This window comes from Duganella sp. Dugasp56, assembly GCF_047304105.1.
Lineage (GTDB): Bacteria > Pseudomonadota > Gammaproteobacteria > Burkholderiales > Burkholderiaceae_D > Rugamonas > Rugamonas hordei.
Map to the genome: position 1 here is coordinate 177,985 of NZ_JBGLYQ010000006.1, position 18,512 is coordinate 196,496.

The following is an 18,512-nucleotide window of genomic DNA, read 5'->3' on the forward strand; positions in this document are numbered from 1 at the left end:
CGCCAATGCGGATGAGTCACGCTAGAACGGAGAGGGTGGACAGGTACTGTCCTATATCAATAAAGTCAGCGTTTGACGTCGCCACCCTGCGGTATGGTGAACAGATCGAAGGGATAGGTGAAGATCCAATCGGCATAGCGCGACTTTTTCGCCAGGCCCGCATCGTCGTCGTCGAAGTTGTCCTGTTTGATCGGACGCAGGGGCGATGTCGAGTGGATGCCGACGATGCGGCCCTGCTGTAGTATCAGACTCCATTCCGGCTTGCCCGTGACCGGATCGGCGTAGAGCCGGCGCAGGTGGCGCCTGGGGTTGGCGAAGCGCGGGTCCTTCAGCAGGTCGTCGAGCGTCAGCGGATACTGGCTCAGGCCATTGGCCTTGACGTAGCTCTCCAGCGCGTGGCGGAATTCATGGCCGATGAACAGCAGCTCGCGCTCTTTGTCGCGCCGCATCGCGGTTGCGTACAGGTCCGCCGCGATGGTCAGGCCGACGCCCATGAACGCCACCAGCATCAGCGTCCACAGATAGGCGAAGCCGCGCTGGCGCGGCGGCTTAGAGTTGGCCGAACGGGATGCCATCGCGGGTTTTTCCTTTGGCGCCGCTGCGGATGTCGGCCACGCCGGGTTTGTCGGCGTCGGCGGAGGGCAGCAGCTGCCAGGTGATGGCGGATTCCGTCACCGGATCCATGGGCACCTTGCGGAAGTAGTGCTGGCTTACCAGGTCGGACAGCGCGGCCGGATATTCGCCCTTGTCCGCATAGTATTTATCGATGCCGCTGCGGAGCACTTGCAGATTTTCCTTCAGCGCGACTTCCTTCGATTTGTCGACGGAGCTGAAATACCGGGGCAGGGCGATCGTCAGCAGCAGCGAGATAATCGCCAACACCACCAGCAATTCGACCAGCGTGAATGCCTTGTTGCGGTTCATGGCGTCACCATTGTTTGAGGGGGATGCCGTTCAGGCCCATTTTTCCGGAGCGCGAACTGATGTCGAAAACGTCTTCACCTTCGCTGGGATTGTCCGGCGGCGAGGCGTAGGCGCGGACGGCCCAGCCGCCGCCGCTCGCCTCGGACGGCGCGAACGGGTCGCGCGGGATGCGGCGCAGGAAGTACATGTTCTGTTTGCGCGGGCTGCGCTGGTCCGGCACGCCAGTGACCAGGTCTTCGAGTCTTTTCGGATAGCCGGAATCGCCTATCGACAGCTTGATGCGGCCGTTGTCGGCTGCGCGCTTGTAGGCATCGATCGCCTCGCGGACTTCGATCAGCGCGGTGCGCAGCTGGTGCTCCTTCTCGCGCTGCAGCGCTACCTGCGCCATCGGCGCCGCCACCATCGCCAGCGTGGCAAGGATGGACAGCGTGATCATCAACTCGATGAAGGTGAAGCCGCGTTCGGCCTTGCGCCACATGCCTACTGAACCTTTTTCGACGAGTTGGAAACCGGGCCAGCCGGTTCGGGCTTGGCCGGAGTTGGCGCCGGCGGTGCGTCGCCTCCAGTCATGCCGGAACTGCCGGTCATGGAAGATCCGCCGGAAACCGGGGATGCGTCGCGCTGCGGTTGCGTGGCTTCCGGCGCTTCCGCTGCATCGCCCACCGAAGCCAGCGTGGTGACCTGGCTGCGGCCGCCGATGTCGGACTCGGTGCCAGAGTTGAACTCCGCCGCCGTCAACTCCGGCCGGCGTATCGAGCGCAGTATGCGCGGCGTGATCGACAACACGATCTCGCTGCGGGTCGAGTCGTCCTTCTGGGAGCCGAACAAACGGCTCAGCATCGGCAGGTCGCCCACGCCCGGCACCTTGTTGGCGGTGGTGCGGTCTTCGTCGCTGATCAAGCCGGCCAGCACCTGCGTCTCGCCGTCCTTCAGGCGCAGCACGGTGGCGGCGCTGCGGGTGCCGATCTGGTAAGCCTGCGTGCCGGATTTGCTGACGATCTCCTTGACCACGCTGCTGACTTCCAGGTTGATCTTGATCGCTACTTCATCGTCCAGGTAGATGTTGGGTTCGACGTCGAGCTTCAGGCCGACGTCCACATAGTTCACGCTGTCGGCGCTGACGCCGTTGTTGGTGGTGACCGTGATCACGGGTACGCGGTCGCCGATCAGCACCTTGGCCTTGTCCTTGTTGCGCACGCGGATGCGCGGATTGGCGAGGATATTGCTGTCCGTGTCCGTCTTGTTGGCGTTGAGCGTGACGGAACCCAGCGCCAGGCCGATATTGCTGCCGTTGATGCGGCGAAGGTCGCCGACGTTGAGCGCGCCATACTGGCCGCTGCCCAGCAAAGTCAGGCCGGCCGAATCGGGCCAGCGGATGCCCAGCTCCTGGCCGCGCGTCCGCTTCACTTCCAGCACTTCCACTTCCAGCATCACTTCCGGATCGGCGACGTCCTGTACCGAGATGATGCGCTCGGCCATGCGTATCATCTCCGGCGTGTCGCGCATGATGATGGTGCCGATGCGTTCATCGGTGACGATGTCCTTCGCCTTCAGCAATGTCTTCAGCGAGAACGCCACGGTCTTGACATCGGAATTGGCCAGGAAGAAGCTGCGCACCAGCAGCTGCTGGTAGTCCTTCTGCTTTTGCGGATTGTTCGGGTAGATGGTGACCGAGCGGTCGCTGGTGATGCTTTGCTCCAGCTGGTTCGCGCTCAACAGCATGCCGATGGCTTCCTCGATGCTGGTGTCGTGCACCGAGATCGTGGCGCGCAGGTTGGGATCGACGTCGCGGTCGAAGACGAAGTTCAGGCCCGATATCTTGCTGAGGAAATCGAACACCGAGCGTAGCGGCACGTCGCGAAATTCCAGCGTCACGGGTTTGCGGTAGGCGACCGCAAGGCGGCCGCTGGCCGGCCGCAGCCGCGCTTGCGCATCGTTGAGACGCGTCTTCAGGCGCTGGAGGTCGCGCTGGTTAGGCCGTTCGACCAGCAGGGGACGCAGCATCTCCTGCGCCTGCGTCAGGTTGGCGTCGCCGCCGCGCTGCAGCAGCGCTTCCGCGTCGGCCATCGTCTGCTGCAGGCGCTGGTCCTGGGCCAGCGCCGCCAAGCCCTGGCGCGCGATCAGATTGGCCGGATCGATGGCCAGCGCCTGTTCATACAGTGCCGTTGCGTCGGCGGACTGGCCTTTCAGGCGCAGCGTATCGGCGCGGCTGTTCATCGCGTTGACCAGCTTGAGCTTGCGGTTCAGCAGGACGATGCGGTATTCGGCGTTGTGCGGATCTTCGTGGGCGGCCTGTTCCAGTTTGGCCAGGCCCTGGTCGATCTGGCCGGCGTCCAGCAGGGCATTGCCTTCCTTGAAGGTCTGGCTGCCAGCGCAGGCGCTCAGCAACAGGCAGGCGGCCAGCGTGTGCAGGCGGTTGGCGATGGATTTCAATTGGTGTCCCCTACGGCTAAGGTTTGTTTTTGGTGGAGCGGCAGGTAGATGAAGGTCATCGTTCCACCGTTGACGCTGTCGAGCATGTAGTCGTCATTGACCTTCTCGCCGGGACGGGCGACGATATTCTGGCCGTCGATCTGCAGGAACCACGCGGTCTTGCCTTCGTCGATAAAGCGGCCGACGAACTGGAACGGCAGCGCCGGCGGTCCGGATGCGGATGTCGCTGCGGCCTGCGGCTGTGGCGCCTGTTCCTGCATCATCTTCTTCGGCGCTTCCGGCGCCCAGCTTTGCTTGGCGAAGACGTTGCCCATGTCGTCGTCCGCGACGCGCGGGTGGATTTGCAGTTCTTCGGGCGCGCCGGCCGGGGTGACATCAGTGACGGGGACGGACGGTGCGGCCTCGCGCGTCGTGGCCGCCGCCGGGCCGACGACGCCGCCATCCTGATCCGGCGTGAACCACGCGGCCAGCAGCGTGGCGACGGCGGCGGCGCCGATGACTATCTTCCTCATCGCCGGTCCTCCTGGCGGCGCACCAGCAGCACGAACTGGATGCGTGTCTCGACGTCGCCCGTTTCGATCTGTTCGCGCTTGAAGGCGACCGATTCCAGCGTCAGCGTCGGCAGCGCCTGCAATGCATTGATGATGAAGCCTTGCGTGCTGGTGTAATCCGCCTTGATCGGCAGCGTGATGCGGTAGCGCAGGAAGCCTGCCTTGCCATCCTGTTCGGCCTTGTACTCGGCCTTGTTCAGCGCGATGCCGCTTTGCTGCGCCATGCGCACCAGTTCCTTGAGCTGGTCAGGAATGGCGTCGTGCGCCGGCAGGTAAGCGTAGAAGGCGGCCACGCCGCCGGCGGCGGTGGCGACCGGAGCATGCGGCGCGGCAGCTGCGCGGGCCGCAGCGTTCAACTGTCGGGTCAACGCGATCTGGCGTTGGTCCAGCTGCGTCGCGTGCCATTGCGCCAGGACCGTCAGCAGCAAACAGGCGACGCCGCCGACGACGCCGGGGCCGCACTGGCGCAGCAGGCGGCGTGCCTGCCATGCCAGCCGTGGGGCGAGGTTGGGGGGCACGGCCAGCTTCAGCTTGGGCAGCGCACCGGATCTTATTGCCGCCATTGGGCCTCCAGCTGAAAGTGATACGGCCGTTCGCCGGTGCCGCCCGCCGCCATTTCGTGCTTGACCAGATACACGGAGCGGAACATCGGCTGCTGGTTGAGGAAGGCCAGGTAATTGATCATGTCTTGCGCGGTTTCCGCTTCGGCCACGATCTTCAGCGCGCCCGATGGCACGGCGGCATCGGTGCCGTCTTGCGGCTGCTGGCCGTTCAGATCCAGCGCGAGCAAGGCGACGCGGACATCGGCCGGCGCGGCGATGGATTTGATCAGGCGCGTGACGGGCAGGTTGAGCTGGCGCACCGCTTCGGCTACGGCCTTCACCTGCAGGTCCTGTTCGTGCTGCTGGGCCGGCGCCAGTGCGGGACGGGTCAACCGTACCGGTTGCGCGGCGGCTTGGGAGTCCAGACGAGCCTCCAGACGGCCCACGGCCTGCAGATGTGATGCCCAGTTGACGGCGGCCGGCAGCAGCGCTACGACGCCGAGGCTCAGCAGGACAAGGCGCCAGCCGGAGAGCGGAACCGCGCGGGGCAGGAAGTTCAGGCGCGTCATGCGGCAGCCTCCGGCTGTGCGGGGAACGGCAGGATGGTTGCGGTGGCTGCCGCCTCGCCGCCAAGCGGACTGTCGATCAAACGGAAGCGCGCCGGCAACGGTTCCGGCGACGCCTGCGCCATGGACAGGTCGACTACGGCGACCTGCTCGATCCCCGCCAGTTCCGGAGCGCGCAGGGTCCAGCGCTGCCAGGCCTGCGGCAGCGCGAGGCGCCAGGCTTCGCCGGCCGGCTGCGACTGGATCGCCGTGATGCGCTTGCCATCCAGTGCAGCCATGGTGATGCGGCCAGGTTCGATCAGCACCAGCGCGCCGGCCGCCGCGTCGAGCGGACGCAGGGCGGTGGCCAGCAACGGTTCGATGGCGCGGCATGGATGACCGCATTCGGTGGCGACATCCTTCAATGCGTGCAGCAGCGTGCTGTCGACGCCGCAGACCACGCGCGTCTGGCCATAGGGTGCATCGTCGCTGGCGATGCTCCAGCCGCGCGCGTTGTCGCCGTAGAGCGCGGCCAGCTGCATCTGCAGGAAACGGCTGGCGCCGGGCTCGGACAGAAGCGCGTCGCTCCACGGCGCCAGCACCATCTGGCTCCAGCGGCCCGACAGGCTGATTTCCAGCGGCAGCCTGGCCGACGCTATCGCCGGCTGCTGCAGCAAGGCGCGCAACGCGTCCACGCTGGCCTGCCAGTGGCCGCCGGCATGGTCCACGGCGATCTGCTGGACGCTGTCTTCGACCAGGCGCTTGCCCTGCACGACCACGCACCGCAGCTGCTGCGGCGTCAACAGGATGCGCAGGCGGCCTTGCTGCATCAGCCGCGCCAGCGGCGCTCGTGAAAACAGGCGTTCAGTAAGTGACACGATTGAGCTCCAGTAAAGTCGTTTCGCCCTGCCGTACCAGATCCAGCCCGGCGCTGCGCGCCAGCCGGAAGCCCATGGTGGCGGCTTCCTCCTTCATACGGCTGACCGGCGCGCGGGTGCAGATCATTTCCCGCATGGCGTCGTTCAGGATCAGCACCTCTGCCACGGCCTTGCGGCCCTTGTAGCCGGTGCCGCGGCAATGGCCGCAGCCGCTTCCCGCCTTGAAGCGCCAGTCGCGCACGGAATCGGCGCTCAGGCCGCTGTCCTGCAGGTCTTGCGGATCGGGCGCGACGTCCACCGCGCAGTGTTCGCAGTTGAGTCGCAGCAGGCGCTGGGCGACGATGCCGTTCAGCGCCGCCGCAAAGCTGTACGGATCGACGCCCATGTGCAGGAAGCGGCCGACCACGTCGAACACGTTGTTGGCATGGACCGTGGTGAACACCAGGTGGCCCGTCAGCGAAGCCTGCACCGCGATCTGCGCGGTTTCGTCGTCGCGGATCTCGCCGATCATGATCTTGTCCGGATCGTGGCGCAGGATGGAGCGCAGGCCGCGCGCGAAGGTCAGGCCTTTTTTCTCGTTGACGGGAATCTGCAGCACGCGCGGCAGCCGGTATTCCACCGGATCCTCGATGGTGACGATCTTGTCGCGCCCCGTGTTGATTTCGGTGATGGCGGCGTACAGCGTGGTGGTCTTGCCGGAGCCGGTCGGGCCCGTCACCAGCAGCATGCCGTGCGGCTTGGCGGCCAGGCGCCGGATCTGCACGATGGCGTCGGCGTTCAGGCCCAGGCTCTCCAGCCGCAACGCGGCCGCCGCCTCGGTCAGCGCGCGACGGTCGAGCAGGCGCAGCACCGCATCCTCGCCGAAGATGTTCGGCATGATCGAGACGCGGAAGTCGATCTCGCTGCCTTTCACGCGCACCTTGAAGCGGCCGTCCTGCGGCACGCGGCGCTCGGCGATGTCCAGCTCCGCCAGCACCTTGATGCGGGAGATGATCTGCTCGGCCATCTGCAGGCCCTGCACCGTGCCGGCCTGCACCAGCACGCCGTCGACGCGGTACTTGATGACCAGGCTGGCGGCGTCGCATTCCAGGTGGATGTCGCTGGCCTGGAACTTCAGCGCGTCGTAGATCGTCGAGTTGACCAGCTTGACCACCGGGCTGCTGTCTTCGCTGATGCGTATCAGCGAGATGTCCTCGATGGTCTGGTCCAGGTCCGCCAGCTCGCCGTGGCTGCCGTCCTCCATCATGTCCTGCATGGCCTGCTGCACGCTTTCCTGCTGCGCCAGATAGGCGGTCAGGTCGTCGGGGTGCGCCAGCGCCACCGTGTAGGCGGCGCCGATGGCGTAGTCGGCCCATTGCAGCGTATCGTCGGCGTAGGGATCGCCGATGACCAGCACGGGGACCGCGCCGACGCCTTCGCGCAGCAGCACGCAGTCGCGCTGGGCGCAGTCGGTGTACGACAGCAGGTCGAAGGCCGGCAGCGCGGCCTGTAGCTTGCTCATCGGCCAGGCCGGATAGCAGAACAGGTTGGCCAGCTGGCGGGTCAGCTCTTCGGGCGTCAAGCCGGCGGCCTCCTGCAGCACCGCCATTTGCGGCCGGCCCTGCGCCAGCGCCGCGGCACGCGCGCCGTGCAGCATCTCAGGGCTGAGCACAGCCGGTTCGCGTGCATTCATGACAGACTCCCCGCCAATTCGAAAATCGGCATGTACATCAAAACGACGACGCCGCCGATCACCACCCCGATCAGCGTCATCAACACGGGTTCGAGCAGGCGCGAGGCCCAATCGACCCAGCGGGCGAATTCCTCATCGTGGAACTTGGCCGAGCGCTCCAGCATGTCGCCCAGGCGGCCGGTGTTCTCGCCGACCTTGAGCAGCGACTGCGCCACCGGCGTGGCCAGCGCGTTCTGTTCCAGCGCGGTGGAAAACGGCAATCCCTGTTCGACCGCGCGGCGCGTCTGCACCAGTTGCACCTGTTGCGACGGCAGCAGCATGGCGTTGGTCATCGCCAGCGCCTTCGACAGCGGTATGCCGGCGTGCAGCAGCAGTGACAGCGCGCGGTAGAAGCGCGCCAGGCGGAACTCGGCCGCCTTGGCCGACAGCACCGGCAGCCGCAGGATCGCCAGCACCAGCCGCTGGCGCATGGCGGCGTTGCCCAGGCCGAGCACCACGCCGCCGACGACGGCCGCCAGCGTGGCGGCGCACAGCCACGGATGGGCCGCCAGCGTCTTGCCGAAGCCCAGCAGCATCTGCGAGGCCCATGGAATTTCGCGGCCCGAGCTTTCGTAGACCACGCTGAACTTCGGCACCACGTAACCCATCAGGAACAGTGTGACCAGCGTGCCGACCACCAGCAGCATGGTCGGGTAGATCGCGGCCGAGACCAGCTTCTTGCGGATGGCGTCGAACTGCAACTGGTAGCCGACGAAGCGCGCCAGCGCCTCCGGCAGGTTGCCCGAGCGTTCGGCGGCATGCACGGTGGCGACGTAGAGTTCCGGGAAGACGGCCGGGAAATCGGCCAGGGTGTCGGAGAAGCTTTTCCCCTGTTGCAGCGAGCGCTGGATGGCGGCCAGGGTGGCGCGCGCGCCGCCGCGGGTTTCCTTGTTGAGCAGCGTGGCGGTGGCCTCGCTCAGATTGAGTCCCGCTTCCAGTAAAGCCAGCAGCTCCTGGCTGAACTGCAGCAGCGGGAAGGGCTGCTTGCTGATGCGGGCGTGCGCGCGCTCCCCCGCACCGGATTGTCCGGTACCGATGATGGCCAGCACGCGCCAGCCGCTGCGCGCCGCCTGCCGTATCGCCTCCGCCTCGCTGGCGGCGTCGATCGCTATGGTTTGCCGGCCGGATGGCCCGCCCTGCACTTGTAGGTGGAACTGCATCGCATGCTACTGCCTTACTCAACCAGAAAAAACGAGGCGGCGATGCGCTGCCGCCTCTTTAAAAACAGCCCCGATGGGGTGGACGGGGCTGTCCAGGTGTTACAACCTCACTTACTGGGTGATCAGGCTGACCTTGTCCACCACGAACGACGTTTGCAGCGACGAGTCTTCCGTCATGGCGAACGACAGCGTGACGGTCTGACCTTTGTACGCGATCAGGTTGAAGGTGCGGATCTGGTAGCCGCTGGCCGCGTTCGCGTTCGAATACGTGGCCAGGGTGCCCAGCACGGTGCCGGCGCTGTTCTTCACGGTGACAACCAGCTTGTCGTAGGCGGTGGTGCCCGATTCAGCGGTGTCGATATGCAGTGCGAAGGTCAGCGATGCCGAGGTGGCGGTCGACGGGATCGTCACGGCCTGGGTCAGCGTTTCGGACGCGGTCTGGCCGTTGCCGCCCAGGTAGGCGTACTTGGTGCCTTCGTAGGCCGTTTCGCCGGTGAAGGTGCCGATCACGCCGGTGGTGCCGCTCCAGCCGGTGGCGCCCGATTCAAAGCCGCCGTTGGTCACGCGCTCGGTGCTGCCACCGGTGCTGCCGACGGTCAGCGTGGCGTTGCCGGAGGTCGCGGTCTTGACCGGCGACGACGAATCGCTGACGACGGCGTTGAACACCGCGCCGTTGTCGGTCGATTGCGCCGTCAGCGAGTAGGTGGCCGAGGTGGCGCCGCTGATCACCGCGCCGTTGCGGTACCACTTGTAGGTGTACGGCGCGGTGCCGCCGGTGGCGCCGACGCTGAACGATGCGGTCGAGCCGGCAGCCACGGTCACGCTGGCTGGCTGGGTCGAGATCGACACGGCGGACCCGCCGGCTGCTTCGTCGATGTCGGCGCCGACGTTGATCGCGGCGTAGGCGCGTTGCACGGCGATGGCTTCCTTCGAGCCCACGCCATACAGTTCCTGTGCTGCCAGCAGCACCTTGTTGCGGGCGTCGGCGTAGTTGGTCGAGGCGGTGAACTTGGTGGTGTTCGCCTTGAACCAGATGCGGAATGCCTTGTCGTTGCCGATACCGGTCATCGCGGCAGGGCTCTTGATCAGGTATTTCGAGTAGTAGTCGCTGGTGCTGCTGGCGTTCGAACCCTGCGACAGGAAGTAGAACATGCGGTTGTTAGGGCCGCTGGAATAGTGCACGTTCAGGTTCTTGATCGTGCTGCTCCAGGCGTCCGGGCTGCTGCCGTCCTTGCTCGGTTTGTACATCCAGCGCAGCGGCTGGCCGGTTTTGCTGATCTCCTTGCCCATCATCCAGTCGTTGCCGCTGGCCGGGATCACCACGCCGGTGCCGCCGTTGCGGGCATAGGCTTCGACCATCTCGCCGCCGATGTCCGAGTTCGACTCGTTCAAGCCGCCCGATTCGCCGGAGTAGGTCAGGTTGGAGGTGGCGTCGGTGACGCCGTGCGACATTTCGTGGCCGATCACGTCGATCGAACCGAGGCTGTAGAAGCTGGAGCCGTCGCCGATGTACATGCACTTGCAGCCCGGGTCGAAGAAGGCGTTGTCGTAGGCGGTGTCGACGTGGGCGGCGATGTAGGTGGCGGTGTTGTTACCGTCCAGCGATTGCCAGCCCAGCACGTTCTTCATCGTGTCGTAGGTGTTCATCAAGCCCCACAGCGCGTTGACCGCGGCGGTCTGGCCATTGGCGTTGGTGTCGCTGCCGCCATTGATGTACTGCTTGCCGTCACCCCAGGTGTTGGTGGTGTTGGTGTAGATGCTGCCGGCATTTGGATTGTCGGCCGAGCTGTGGGCCGCGTCGGTGATGGCCATGCCGCCGTAGGTGCCGCCGGTGCCGCGGGTCGAATCGAGCATCTTGTAGGTGCTGCCCGAGAGCGAGGTCTGGATAGGCACCACGCCGTTGTACTGGCTGTTGCCGGTGCCGACCACGGTTTGCAGCGCCTGCCATTGGGCGATCACGGCGCCGGTCTTGGCGTTGAGGATGGTGTCGAAGTACACCGGCTTGCCCTTGTTGGCCATGCGGGTCTGCACGAAGTAGGCCAGCTCGTAGTGGTCGACCACGTCTTCCAGGTCCATCGCGTTCAGCGCGGCTTCGGACTTGTTGACGGCCGAGGCGATGCGCACCGACTTCATCACCGGGTAGATCAGCAGCTCGGCGCTTGGCGCCCAGCGGTGCGTGCCGCTCGGGGCGACGGCCTTGACCACCAGTGCGATGGCGTCGCTGGCGCTCAGCGACGGCGTGGTGTCGGCGATGGCGGCGGTTTTACCGGCGGTCACGCCGTTGGTGTCGGCGCCCAGCGCCGCGCGGCGGTCGGAGACCGATTCGCTGACGATGTCGCCGGCGTCATTGGTCACCACCACCGATTCGGAACCGTACACGCGCAGACCCTTGAAGGTGTGCTGCGCGCGGGTGATTTTCTGGCCGACGACGCCAGGGTGCTGGCTGCTGATGCGGAAGCTGTGATCGGCCGACAGGCCGTGCTCGGCGTCCAGCGCCGTCAGCTTGGCGACCAGTCCCTTGCTCTCTTGTGGAGAGGCCAGGCTGACCGGGGCGGACATCAGTTGTGCAGCCGCCTGGGCTGCGCTGGATACCATCATCGGCAAAGCGGCGACGACGGATGCAGCAAGTAGGGTCTTACGTAAATTCATCTCTTCTCCATGGGGTCTAGGTGTATTTCGCTTGATGCTGCCTGGCCGGATCGTGGCCAACTCGGCGTCCTCGGCGCTGCCCCGGCGGGTGGCTGGTCAGCGATTTTTGTGCGGCTAAAACGGCGAGCAGAGGCGACACTATTCCTGTCGAGATGGCGAAGTCAAAAAACTTGGAAAATTAGTCGCGGGAGAAAAAAATGTCTGAATTTAGACAATTCCGGGAGGGCATGCGGCCTTGTCCGACCATGGCGCATACCAGAGTAGGCACGCTGGAAGGCGCACGATTGAAGGGTTTTGTCTTAAATGAACAACGAACTAGACGCCGCGCTCTATTTTCGGTGGCTACGCAACACTATGCCCAAAAATTCAGCAAATCCCAGTTGCATAGATTTAATATTGCGAATTAAACTAGTTGCAGCCGGCTGGGATTATGGTCCCGGACCGGCACATAAAAAGCGCAGGGCACGACCCTTGATAACAAGCGCAATCGGGAACCACAGGAAGAAGAAAATGACCGCACACCCACAGCACGATTTCAGTTCCGCCCGCGCGCTGCGCGCCTCCCATACGACGGCCCCGCCGCCGATCTAGCATCGCTCCCAGTTAAAGACCAACGCTTGCCGCATATCTTCCGCCGCCGCGTCCCTATCCGGGGCGCCGGCGAGGCTATTGCGTCGCTGCGCGGCCCCGATCACGGCGGCCGCGCGGCACAGCGCCTGCTATCAGCTTAGTTTTTGTCCGCCGGCGCGCGGACAAGGGGAACTTGCATGCTGTCGATTGCCACCAAAGTAGAACGCATCGTCATGGAGTCGTCTTTTCTCACGGAAGGGCTGCGGCGCAACCTGATCAACCTGTCGGAACTGGCGCGCCAGCTGCAGCCGCAGCTGGAGAGCGATTTGTGGAAGCCGGTCGGCCAGGCGGCGGTGGTGATGGCGCTGCGCCGCGTCGCCGAGCGCCTGCCGGAGGCGAGCAACGAACCGATCGCGTTGGCGCAGAAGACCGGCGAGCTGACCACCCGCACCGAGCTGACCGAATACACCTTCCGCTACACGGACAGCGTCAACGAATGCCACCGCCAGCTGCTGGCGCGCGCCGAGCCGATGCGCGGCTCCTTCGTCACGGTGACGCGCGGCGTCAACGAGGTGATGGTGATCTGCAGCCGGGTGCTCACTTGCATGGTGGAGGAGGTGTTCGTCGGCGAGCGGCTGCTGGCGCGGCAGGACAACCTGAGCGCGGTCACGCTGCACCTCAATCCCGACACCAGCCGCACGCCGGGCATCTATCACGCCATCCTCAAGCAGCTGGCGTGGGACAAGATCAACCTGGTCAACATGATCTGCACCTACACCGAGCTGACCATCCTGCTGGAGCAGAACCAGACCGGCGCTGCGTTTTCGGTGCTGTCGAAGATGGTGACGCTCTGATCGAGGGCGTCACGCCATCCAGAAGAACACGGCGGTCATGCGCTTGTCGTCGTGGTCGCAGCCGAAGTAGCCGCTGGCCGAGTGGACCATGTTGGCGCGGTACAGCAGCATGCGGTTGAACTGGTTGTCGACGCGCAGGTCCTCGTGCCAGGCCTGCGGCGGCAGGCTGGTCACGCCCAGCGCCTCGCGCAGGTTGGCGTGCGGGGGACTGCAGTAGTTGCCGCCCAGCGTGCCATCCGGATAGCGCAGCCGGTAGAACGAGGTGCCGGCCGCCGGCAGCGGGTCCGGCGACAGGTAGATCACCGCCGCGTAGCGGCACAGCTTGAGCGAATCGGTATGCGGCCGCGGGCCGGATTCGATCCCGCCCACCAGCTGCACGTAGTTGTGATTGAGCGTGCTGCCCTGCGGCGTGGCCTCCTGCCACAGCTTCTTCGCTCCCGTCACCTTCTTGACCCAGGCTTCCACCAGCGCCAGTTCGTCCGGCAGCAGCGCGCCCTTGCTGCGCATGCCGGGCCAGGGTTCCGGGCGGTGCGGCGCGCCGAGCTCCCAGTCTTCGCGGGCGAAGCAGCGCTGCGCGACTTCCCGCGCGTTGGGCAGGATGTCGTCCTTGACCCAGTAGTCGCGGCCCAGCTGCGGCTTGCGGTAGGTCAGCGTCGGGCGCGTCATTTCTTCTCCGTGTCGGTCGAGAAGTTCAGCTGCGGCGCCTCGTCGTCCTTCTTCTCTTCGGCCGGCGGTGGCGGCGTGTCGAGCTTCAGTTCGATCTGCTCGTTCATGTCGACCTTCTTCTCCACCGACACCAGGTTGGGGAAGCTGATGATCAGCACCACCATGACGATCTGGATCAGCACGAACGGGATCGCGCCCCAGTAGATGTCGGAGGTCTTCACTTCCTTCGGCGCGACCGAGCGCAGGTAGAACAGCGCGAAGCCGAACGGCGGGTGCATGAAGGAGGTCTGCATGTTCACGCCCAGCAGCACGCCGAACCAGATCAGGTCGATGCCCAGCTTGTCCGCCACCGGGCCCACCAGCGGCACCAGGATGAAGGCCAGCTCGAAGAAGTCGAGGAAGAAGGCCAGCACGAAGAACAGGATGTTGACGACGATGAGGAAGCCGGTGCTGCCGCCGGGAAGGCTGGACAGCAGGTGCTCGACCCACAGGTCGCCGTTCACGCCGCGGAACACCAGCGAGAACACGGTGGAGCCGATCAGGATGAACACCACGAAGCAGGACAGGCGGGTGGTCGAGTGCATCGCCTGTTTGGTCAGGTCCAGCGACAGGCGGCCGTTGAACATCGCCAGCAGGATGGCGCCCATCGCGCCCATGCCGCCGCCCTCGGTCGGTGTGGCCAGGCCGATGAAGATGGTGCCGAGCACCAGGAAGATCAGCGCCAGCGGCGGGATCATGACGAACACCACGCGCTCGGCCATGCGCGACAGCAGGCCCAGTTTCAGGTGGCGGTTGGCCAGCGCGAACGCGAAGGCGCCGACGATGCCGACCGCGCCGGAGAAGATGCCCAGTTCATCGGCGGCCAGCGCCGGGTGGCCGGCGCCCCAGTAGTGGGCGAAGGCGAACGACGCGGCCACCGCGCCGATCACCAGCACCAGCAGCGAACGGGCGCCGCTGTCGCCGTTGGGCTGGCGCAGGTTGCGCGCTTCCAGCGGCAGCGCCGGCACCATCTTCGGCTTGAAGATCGATATCGCCAGCACGTAGCCGGCGTACAGCGCCGTCAGCAGCAGGCCGGGCACGAAGGCGGCCTTGTACATGTCGCCGACGGAGCGGCCCAGCTGGTCGGCCATGACGATCAGCACCAGCGACGGCGGGATGATCTGCGCCAGCGTGCCGGAAGCGGCGATGACGCCGGCCGCCAGCTTCTTGTCGTAGCCGTAGCGCAGCATGACCGGCAGCGAGATCAGGCCCATCGAGATCACCGAGGCGGCCACCACGCCGGTGGTCGCCGCCAGCAGCGCGCCGACGAAGATCACCGCGTAGGCGACGCCGCCGCGTATCGGTCCGAACAGCTGGCCTATGGTGTCGAGCAGGTCCTCGGCCATGCCGGAGCGCTCGAGGATCAGGCCCATGAAGGTGAAGAAGGGGATGGCCAGCAGCGTGTCGTTGGCCATGATGCCGAAGATGCGGTTCGGCAGCGCCTGCAGCAGCTCGGGTTTCAGCAGGCCCAGTTCGATGCCGACGATGCCGAAGAACAGGCCGTTGGCGGCCAGCGAGAACGCGACGGGAAAACCGGAGAGGAGGAAAATCACCAGCGCGCCGAACATGATGGGCGCCAGATTCGCTACCAGGAATGCTTCCATGTATGTGCCTTAGTTGATCTTATTGGCGGCTTTGATCGCTTCGATCTCTTCCTGCGGCGTGGCGGCGTGCTTGGCGAATTCGTGGCCGTCGATTTTCCCGGCCAGGAAGGCGACGCGCTTGATGATCTCGGAGACGCCCTGCAGCACCATCAGCAGGAAGCCGACCGGCACCAGCATCTTGGCCGGCCAGACGATCAGGCCACCGGCGTTGCTGGACATCTCGGCGCTTCGCAGCGACAGCAGCGCGAACGGCGTGCCGTAGTACAGGATCACCAGCGAGATCGGCATCAGGAACAGCAGGTAGCCGAACAGGTCGATCCAGACCTGCGTGCGTTTGGAGAAGCGGCCGGCGACGACGTCGATGCGCACGTGCTCGTCGCGCTTGAGCGTGTAGGCCGAGGCCAGCATGAACATCGACGCGAACAGGTACCACTGGATCTCCAGCCAGGCGTTGGAGCTCATGTTGAGGGTGTAGCGCACCACGGCGTTGACGGTGCAGATGACGACGGCGGCCAGCAGGCACCAGCCGACGGCGTGGGCGATCTTTTCATTGAGCTTGTCGATGGCTCGCGAGACCGGCATAAACATTTGCGTCTCCTCTATCCTCTGGCGGGCGTTCGGGATGTCCGGGTGCACGTCATTCCCGCCTGCGCGGGAATGACGCGGGGCTTATTTTGCCAGCTGTTCGCGCACGCGGGCAATCGCCTTGCGCACCTGGTTCGGCGCGGTGCCGCCGACGTGGTCGCGCGCGGCGACCGAGCCTTCCAAGGTCAGCACGGCGAATACGTCGTCCTGGATCAGCGCCGAGAAGGCGCGCAGCTGCTCCAGCGACATCTCGGCCAAGTCGATCTTCAGGTCGTCGCAGGCGCGCACGGCGTGGGCCACGGCTTCGTGGGCGTCGCGGAACGGCAGGCCCTTCTTGACCAGGTAGTCGGCCAGGTCGGTCGCGGTGGCGTAGCCCTGCAGCGCGGCGGCGCGCATCGCTTCCGGCTTGACGCTGATGCCGCCGGCCATGTCGGCGAAGATGCGCAGCGTGTCGACCACGGTGTCGACCGTGTCGAACAGCGGTTCCTTGTCTTCCTGGTTGTCCTTGTTGTAGGCCAGCGGCTGGCCTTTCATCAGGGTCAAAAGGCCCATCAGGTGGCCGTACACGCGGCCGGTCTTGCCGCGCGCCAGTTCCGGCACGTCCGGGTTTTTCTTTTGCGGCATGATCGACGAGCCGGTGCAGAAGCGGTCGGCGATGTCGATGAAGCCCACGCGTGGGCTCATCCAGATCACCAGCTCTTCGGACATGCGCGAGATGTGCGTCATGATCAGCGAGGCGGCGGCGGTGAACTCGATGGCGAAGTCGCGGTCCGAGACGGCGTCCAGCGAGTTGTGGCAGACGTCGTCGAAGCCCAGCGTCTTGGCCACGCGCAGGCGGTCGATCGGGAAGGTGGTGCCGGCCAGCGCGGCGGCGCCCAGCGGCAGGCGGTTGACGCGCTTGCGGCAGTCGGCCATGCGCTCGGCGTCGCGGCCGAACATCTCGACATAGGCCAGCATGTGGTGGCCGAAGGTGATCGGCTGCGCCACCTGCATGTGGGTGAAGCCGGGCATGATGGTGTCGGCGTTCTTTTCGGCCAGGTCGGTCAGCGCGCCGCGCAGGGCGTTGAGCAGTTCGACCACGTCGTCGATGGCCGAGCGCACGTACAGGCGGATGTCGGTGGCCACCTGGTCGTTGCGGGAGCGGCCAGTGTGCAGGCGCTTGCCGGCGTCGCCCACCAGTTCGGTCAGGCGTTTTTCGATATTCAGGTGGACGTCTTCCAGGTCCAGCAGCCATTCGAACTGGCCGGCTTCGATCTCGGACGAGATCTGCGCCATGCCGCGCTCGATCTCGGCGCGGTCGGCGGCGCTGATGATGCCTTGCGCGGCCAGCATTTCGGCGTGGGCCAGCGAGCCCTGGATGTCGGCCTTGGCCAGGCGTTTGTCGAAGAATACCGAGGCGGTATAGCGTTTTACGAGGTCCGAAACGGGTTCGTTGAAGCGGGCCGACCAGGCTTCGGCTTTTTTGGAGAGTTGTGCAGTCATAATGAAGAAAGTAGTTTGCGCGTTTTGTCGGCATCGATTATAAACCGGTAGATGCTCGAAAATACGTCAACGTTGTCTTTTTAATCACTGAAAACATGACTACTCTGCACATCAGCACCGACAAGGCGGAACTCGACCTGCCCTTGATTTACCAATTCCTCAGCGAGCAGTCGACTTGGGCCATCGGCATTCCCCCCGCCGTGGTGGAGCGGGCGATCGACAATTCGCTGTGTTTCGGCGCTTATCTGGACGGCCGGCAGGTGGGTTTCGCGCGCGTGATCACCGACAGCGCCACCTTCGCCAACCTGGTCGACGTGTTCGTGCTGCCGGAGGTCCGGGGACAGGGATACGGCAAGCGCCTGATGGAGGCGGTGCTGGCGCATCCGGATTTGCAGGGGCTGCGCCGCTTCATGCTGGCCACCAGCGACGCCCACGGCCTGTACGCCCAATTCGGCTTCACGCCGCCGGCCCGGCCGGCGACGCTGATGGAGCGCTACTTCCCGAACATCTACGCCAACTAGCCGTTCATGCCAGCCAGGGGGACGCTGAGGGGTGGATCTGGGGCTGCCCATCGACAGGACCGCACGCGGCGGGTATGTCTTTTTTTCGGGTTTTACTAAAACGTGCGAACCCTTGCTATTCACCGATAGTCTCCGATATTTCGTCGGAGTTTGTACTATCGCGTGAACTAAACAGTACTAATCGCCTCTAACAAATACAGGCCGAAAATTAGTATCGTTTAGCGTTCGTCTTGGCAATTTTAGTAATCGGTAGCGCGCAGTAGTAAGTTTTAGCGGCGGTTAGCAGCGCTTAGTAAAAACCGATTTTTTGGGAGCCCCTCATGCATGCTCACGCATTCCCGATCCGCGTGCCCTCCGATGTGCTGGAGGCCCTGGGCGAATTCACAGGTCATTTCTGGTCCGATTCTCTAGCGCTGGAGCCGTTCATTTGCGAGGCGATCCGCAACTATATGAAACCGGCCCCGGCAGCCCAACAGCAGCCGGCGGCGCCATCCGAGGCCGGATACCAATGGAAGGAAGTCTTTCTGCCAGAGGGGACAAGGCTGCGCGCATGCTTCGATCACCAGTACTATTTCGCTGTGGTGGCGGGGGCGGAAATCAAATATGGCGAGCATGTAGTTTCGCCATCCTGCTTCGCCAATCTGCAAGGCAGCGGCAACCGCAACGCCTGGAAAGCCATCTGGCTAAGCCTTCCGGGCAGTGATCAATGGCTGCTTGCCGATGTCTGCCGGTCGGCGCAAAAAGCGGCCATAGCGCGTTTGCTGGGAGGGACCGCCGCTCATGAAGCAGCTACTTAAA

Annotated in this window: 18 protein-coding genes; 3 read left to right on the top strand and 15 right to left on the bottom strand. The window is 64.9% G+C overall.

What is annotated here, in order from left to right:
* Nucleotides 1–65: 65 nt before the first annotated feature.
* The 11 genes from ACCD07_RS05925 to ACCD07_RS05975 form a co-directional block, all read right to left on the bottom strand.
* On the bottom strand, nt 66–575 hold the full coding sequence (locus ACCD07_RS05925; protein WP_353401005.1) for a type II secretion system protein: 510 nt from the start codon (nt 573–575) through the stop codon (nt 66–68).
* Nucleotides 550–924 carry a type II secretion system protein gene (locus tag ACCD07_RS05930; protein ID WP_413446782.1) on the bottom strand — a complete coding sequence of 125 codons (375 nt, stop codon included), beginning with the start codon at nt 922–924 and terminating at the stop codon, nt 550–552. Before ACCD07_RS05930 ends, ACCD07_RS05925 begins: the two co-directional genes overlap by 26 nt.
* A 4-nt stretch (nt 925–928) precedes the next feature.
* Nucleotides 929–1,402 (bottom strand): type II secretion system protein, encoded by a 474-nt coding sequence (locus tag ACCD07_RS05935; RefSeq protein ID WP_413446783.1) that lies wholly within the window; start codon nt 1,400–1,402, stop codon nt 929–931.
* A gap of 2 nt (nt 1,403–1,404) precedes the next feature.
* Nucleotides 1,405–3,357 (bottom strand): secretin and TonB N-terminal domain-containing protein, encoded by a 1,953-nt coding sequence (locus ACCD07_RS05940; RefSeq protein ID WP_413446784.1) that lies wholly within the window; start codon nt 3,355–3,357, stop codon nt 1,405–1,407.
* Complete coding sequence (locus ACCD07_RS05945; RefSeq protein WP_413446785.1) at nt 3,354–3,869, bottom strand: hypothetical protein; 516 nt, start codon at nt 3,867–3,869, stop codon at nt 3,354–3,356. Before ACCD07_RS05945 ends, ACCD07_RS05940 begins: the two co-directional genes overlap by 4 nt.
* Nucleotides 3,866–4,471, bottom strand: coding sequence for a hypothetical protein (locus tag ACCD07_RS05950; protein WP_413446786.1), 606 nt, complete (start codon nt 4,469–4,471; stop codon nt 3,866–3,868). Before ACCD07_RS05950 ends, ACCD07_RS05945 begins: the two co-directional genes overlap by 4 nt.
* Nucleotides 4,459–5,019, bottom strand: a complete 561-nt coding sequence (locus tag ACCD07_RS05955) for a hypothetical protein (protein ID WP_413446787.1) — start codon at nt 5,017–5,019, stop codon at nt 4,459–4,461. Before ACCD07_RS05955 ends, ACCD07_RS05950 begins: the two co-directional genes overlap by 13 nt.
* Nucleotides 5,016–5,873 carry a hypothetical protein gene (locus ACCD07_RS05960; RefSeq protein WP_413446788.1) on the bottom strand — a complete coding sequence of 286 codons (858 nt, stop codon included), beginning with the start codon at nt 5,871–5,873 and terminating at the stop codon, nt 5,016–5,018. The genes ACCD07_RS05955 and ACCD07_RS05960 overlap by 4 nt, the downstream gene beginning before the upstream one ends.
* Entirely contained in the window at nt 5,860–7,545 is a 1,686-nt protein-coding gene (locus tag ACCD07_RS05965; protein WP_413446789.1) for a GspE/PulE family protein, read from the bottom strand. Before ACCD07_RS05965 ends, ACCD07_RS05960 begins: the two co-directional genes overlap by 14 nt.
* The gene (locus ACCD07_RS05970; RefSeq protein ID WP_176652414.1) at nt 7,542–8,744 is read right to left on the bottom strand and encodes a type II secretion system F family protein; all 1,203 of its coding nucleotides are present in this window, start codon (nt 8,742–8,744) and stop codon (nt 7,542–7,544) included. Before ACCD07_RS05970 ends, ACCD07_RS05965 begins: the two co-directional genes overlap by 4 nt.
* A 111-nt stretch (nt 8,745–8,855) precedes the next feature.
* Nucleotides 8,856–11,393: a M4 family metallopeptidase gene (locus tag ACCD07_RS05975; protein WP_413446790.1), complete on the bottom strand. Its 2,538-nt coding sequence runs from the start codon at nt 11,391–11,393 to the stop codon at nt 8,856–8,858.
* 767 nt (nt 11,394–12,160) lie between these two features.
* Here ACCD07_RS05975 and ACCD07_RS05980 point away from each other — a divergent pair.
* A complete protein-coding gene (locus ACCD07_RS05980; RefSeq protein WP_176652416.1) occupies nt 12,161–12,817 on the top strand; it encodes a hypothetical protein in 657 nt (218 codons plus the stop codon).
* Nucleotides 12,818–12,826: 9 nt separating this feature from the next.
* Here ACCD07_RS05980 and ACCD07_RS05985 read toward each other — a convergent pair whose 3' ends face one another.
* The 4 genes from ACCD07_RS05985 to argH all read right to left on the bottom strand — a co-directional run bounded on the left by ACCD07_RS05985 (nt 12,827) and on the right by argH (nt 17,193).
* A complete protein-coding gene (locus tag ACCD07_RS05985) occupies nt 12,827–13,483 on the bottom strand; it encodes a DUF6445 family protein (protein WP_176652417.1) in 657 nt (218 codons plus the stop codon).
* Nucleotides 13,480–15,126: a TRAP transporter large permease gene (locus ACCD07_RS05990; RefSeq protein WP_176652418.1), complete on the bottom strand. Its 1,647-nt coding sequence runs from the start codon at nt 15,124–15,126 to the stop codon at nt 13,480–13,482. The genes ACCD07_RS05985 and ACCD07_RS05990 overlap by 4 nt, the downstream gene beginning before the upstream one ends.
* A 9-nt stretch (nt 15,127–15,135) precedes the next feature.
* Nucleotides 15,136–15,708 (bottom strand): TRAP transporter small permease subunit, encoded by a 573-nt coding sequence (locus tag ACCD07_RS05995; RefSeq protein WP_413446797.1) that lies wholly within the window; start codon nt 15,706–15,708, stop codon nt 15,136–15,138.
* An 87-nt stretch (nt 15,709–15,795) separates the two neighbouring features.
* Nucleotides 15,796–17,193 carry an argininosuccinate lyase gene (argH, locus tag ACCD07_RS06000; RefSeq protein WP_413446791.1) on the bottom strand — a complete coding sequence of 466 codons (1,398 nt, stop codon included), beginning with the start codon at nt 17,191–17,193 and terminating at the stop codon, nt 15,796–15,798.
* Between the two features lie 95 nt (nt 17,194–17,288).
* Between argH and ACCD07_RS06005 the strand changes: the two genes are divergently transcribed.
* A complete protein-coding gene (locus ACCD07_RS06005; RefSeq protein ID WP_176652420.1) occupies nt 17,289–17,714 on the top strand; it encodes a GNAT family N-acetyltransferase in 426 nt (141 codons plus the stop codon).
* Nucleotides 17,715–18,034: 320 nt separating this feature from the next.
* A complete protein-coding gene (locus ACCD07_RS06010; RefSeq protein ID WP_413446792.1) occupies nt 18,035–18,511 on the top strand; it encodes a hypothetical protein in 477 nt (158 codons plus the stop codon).
* Nucleotide 18,512 lies beyond the last annotated feature (1 nt).

Excerpts from the sequence above, each read along its gene's own strand:
- ACCD07_RS05925 (WP_353401005.1), bottom strand. The coding sequence starts at position 575 with ATGGCATCCCGTTCGGCCAACTCTAAGCCGCCGCGCCAGCGCGGCTTC.
- ACCD07_RS05930 (WP_413446782.1), bottom strand. The coding sequence starts at position 924 with ATGAACCGCAACAAGGCATTCACGCTGGTCGAATTGCTGGTGGTGTTG.
- ACCD07_RS05935 (WP_413446783.1), bottom strand. The coding sequence starts at position 1,402 with ATGTGGCGCAAGGCCGAACGCGGCTTCACCTTCATCGAGTTGATGATC.
- ACCD07_RS05945 (WP_413446785.1), bottom strand. The coding sequence starts at position 3,869 with ATGAGGAAGATAGTCATCGGCGCCGCCGCCGTCGCCACGCTGCTGGCC.
- ACCD07_RS05950 (WP_413446786.1), bottom strand. The coding sequence starts at position 4,471 with ATGGCGGCAATAAGATCCGGTGCGCTGCCCAAGCTGAAGCTGGCCGTG.
- ACCD07_RS05955 (WP_413446787.1), bottom strand. The coding sequence starts at position 5,019 with ATGACGCGCCTGAACTTCCTGCCCCGCGCGGTTCCGCTCTCCGGCTGG.
- ACCD07_RS05965 (WP_413446789.1), bottom strand. The coding sequence starts at position 7,545 with ATGAATGCACGCGAACCGGCTGTGCTCAGCCCTGAGATGCTGCACGGC.
- ACCD07_RS05970 (WP_176652414.1), bottom strand. The coding sequence starts at position 8,744 with ATGCAGTTCCACCTACAAGTGCAGGGCGGGCCATCCGGCCGGCAAACC.
- ACCD07_RS05975 (WP_413446790.1), bottom strand. The coding sequence starts at position 11,393 with ATGAATTTACGTAAGACCCTACTTGCTGCATCCGTCGTCGCCGCTTTG.
- ACCD07_RS05980 (WP_176652416.1), top strand. The coding sequence starts at position 12,161 with ATGCTGTCGATTGCCACCAAAGTAGAACGCATCGTCATGGAGTCGTCT.
- ACCD07_RS05985 (WP_176652417.1), bottom strand. The coding sequence starts at position 13,483 with ATGACGCGCCCGACGCTGACCTACCGCAAGCCGCAGCTGGGCCGCGAC.
- ACCD07_RS05990 (WP_176652418.1), bottom strand. The coding sequence starts at position 15,126 with ATGGAAGCATTCCTGGTAGCGAATCTGGCGCCCATCATGTTCGGCGCG.
- ACCD07_RS05995 (WP_413446797.1), bottom strand. The coding sequence starts at position 15,708 with ATGCCGGTCTCGCGAGCCATCGACAAGCTCAATGAAAAGATCGCCCAC.
- argH (WP_413446791.1), bottom strand. The coding sequence starts at position 17,193 with ATGACTGCACAACTCTCCAAAAAAGCCGAAGCCTGGTCGGCCCGCTTC.
- ACCD07_RS06005 (WP_176652420.1), top strand. The coding sequence starts at position 17,289 with ATGACTACTCTGCACATCAGCACCGACAAGGCGGAACTCGACCTGCCC.
- ACCD07_RS06010 (WP_413446792.1), top strand. The coding sequence starts at position 18,035 with ATGCATGCTCACGCATTCCCGATCCGCGTGCCCTCCGATGTGCTGGAG.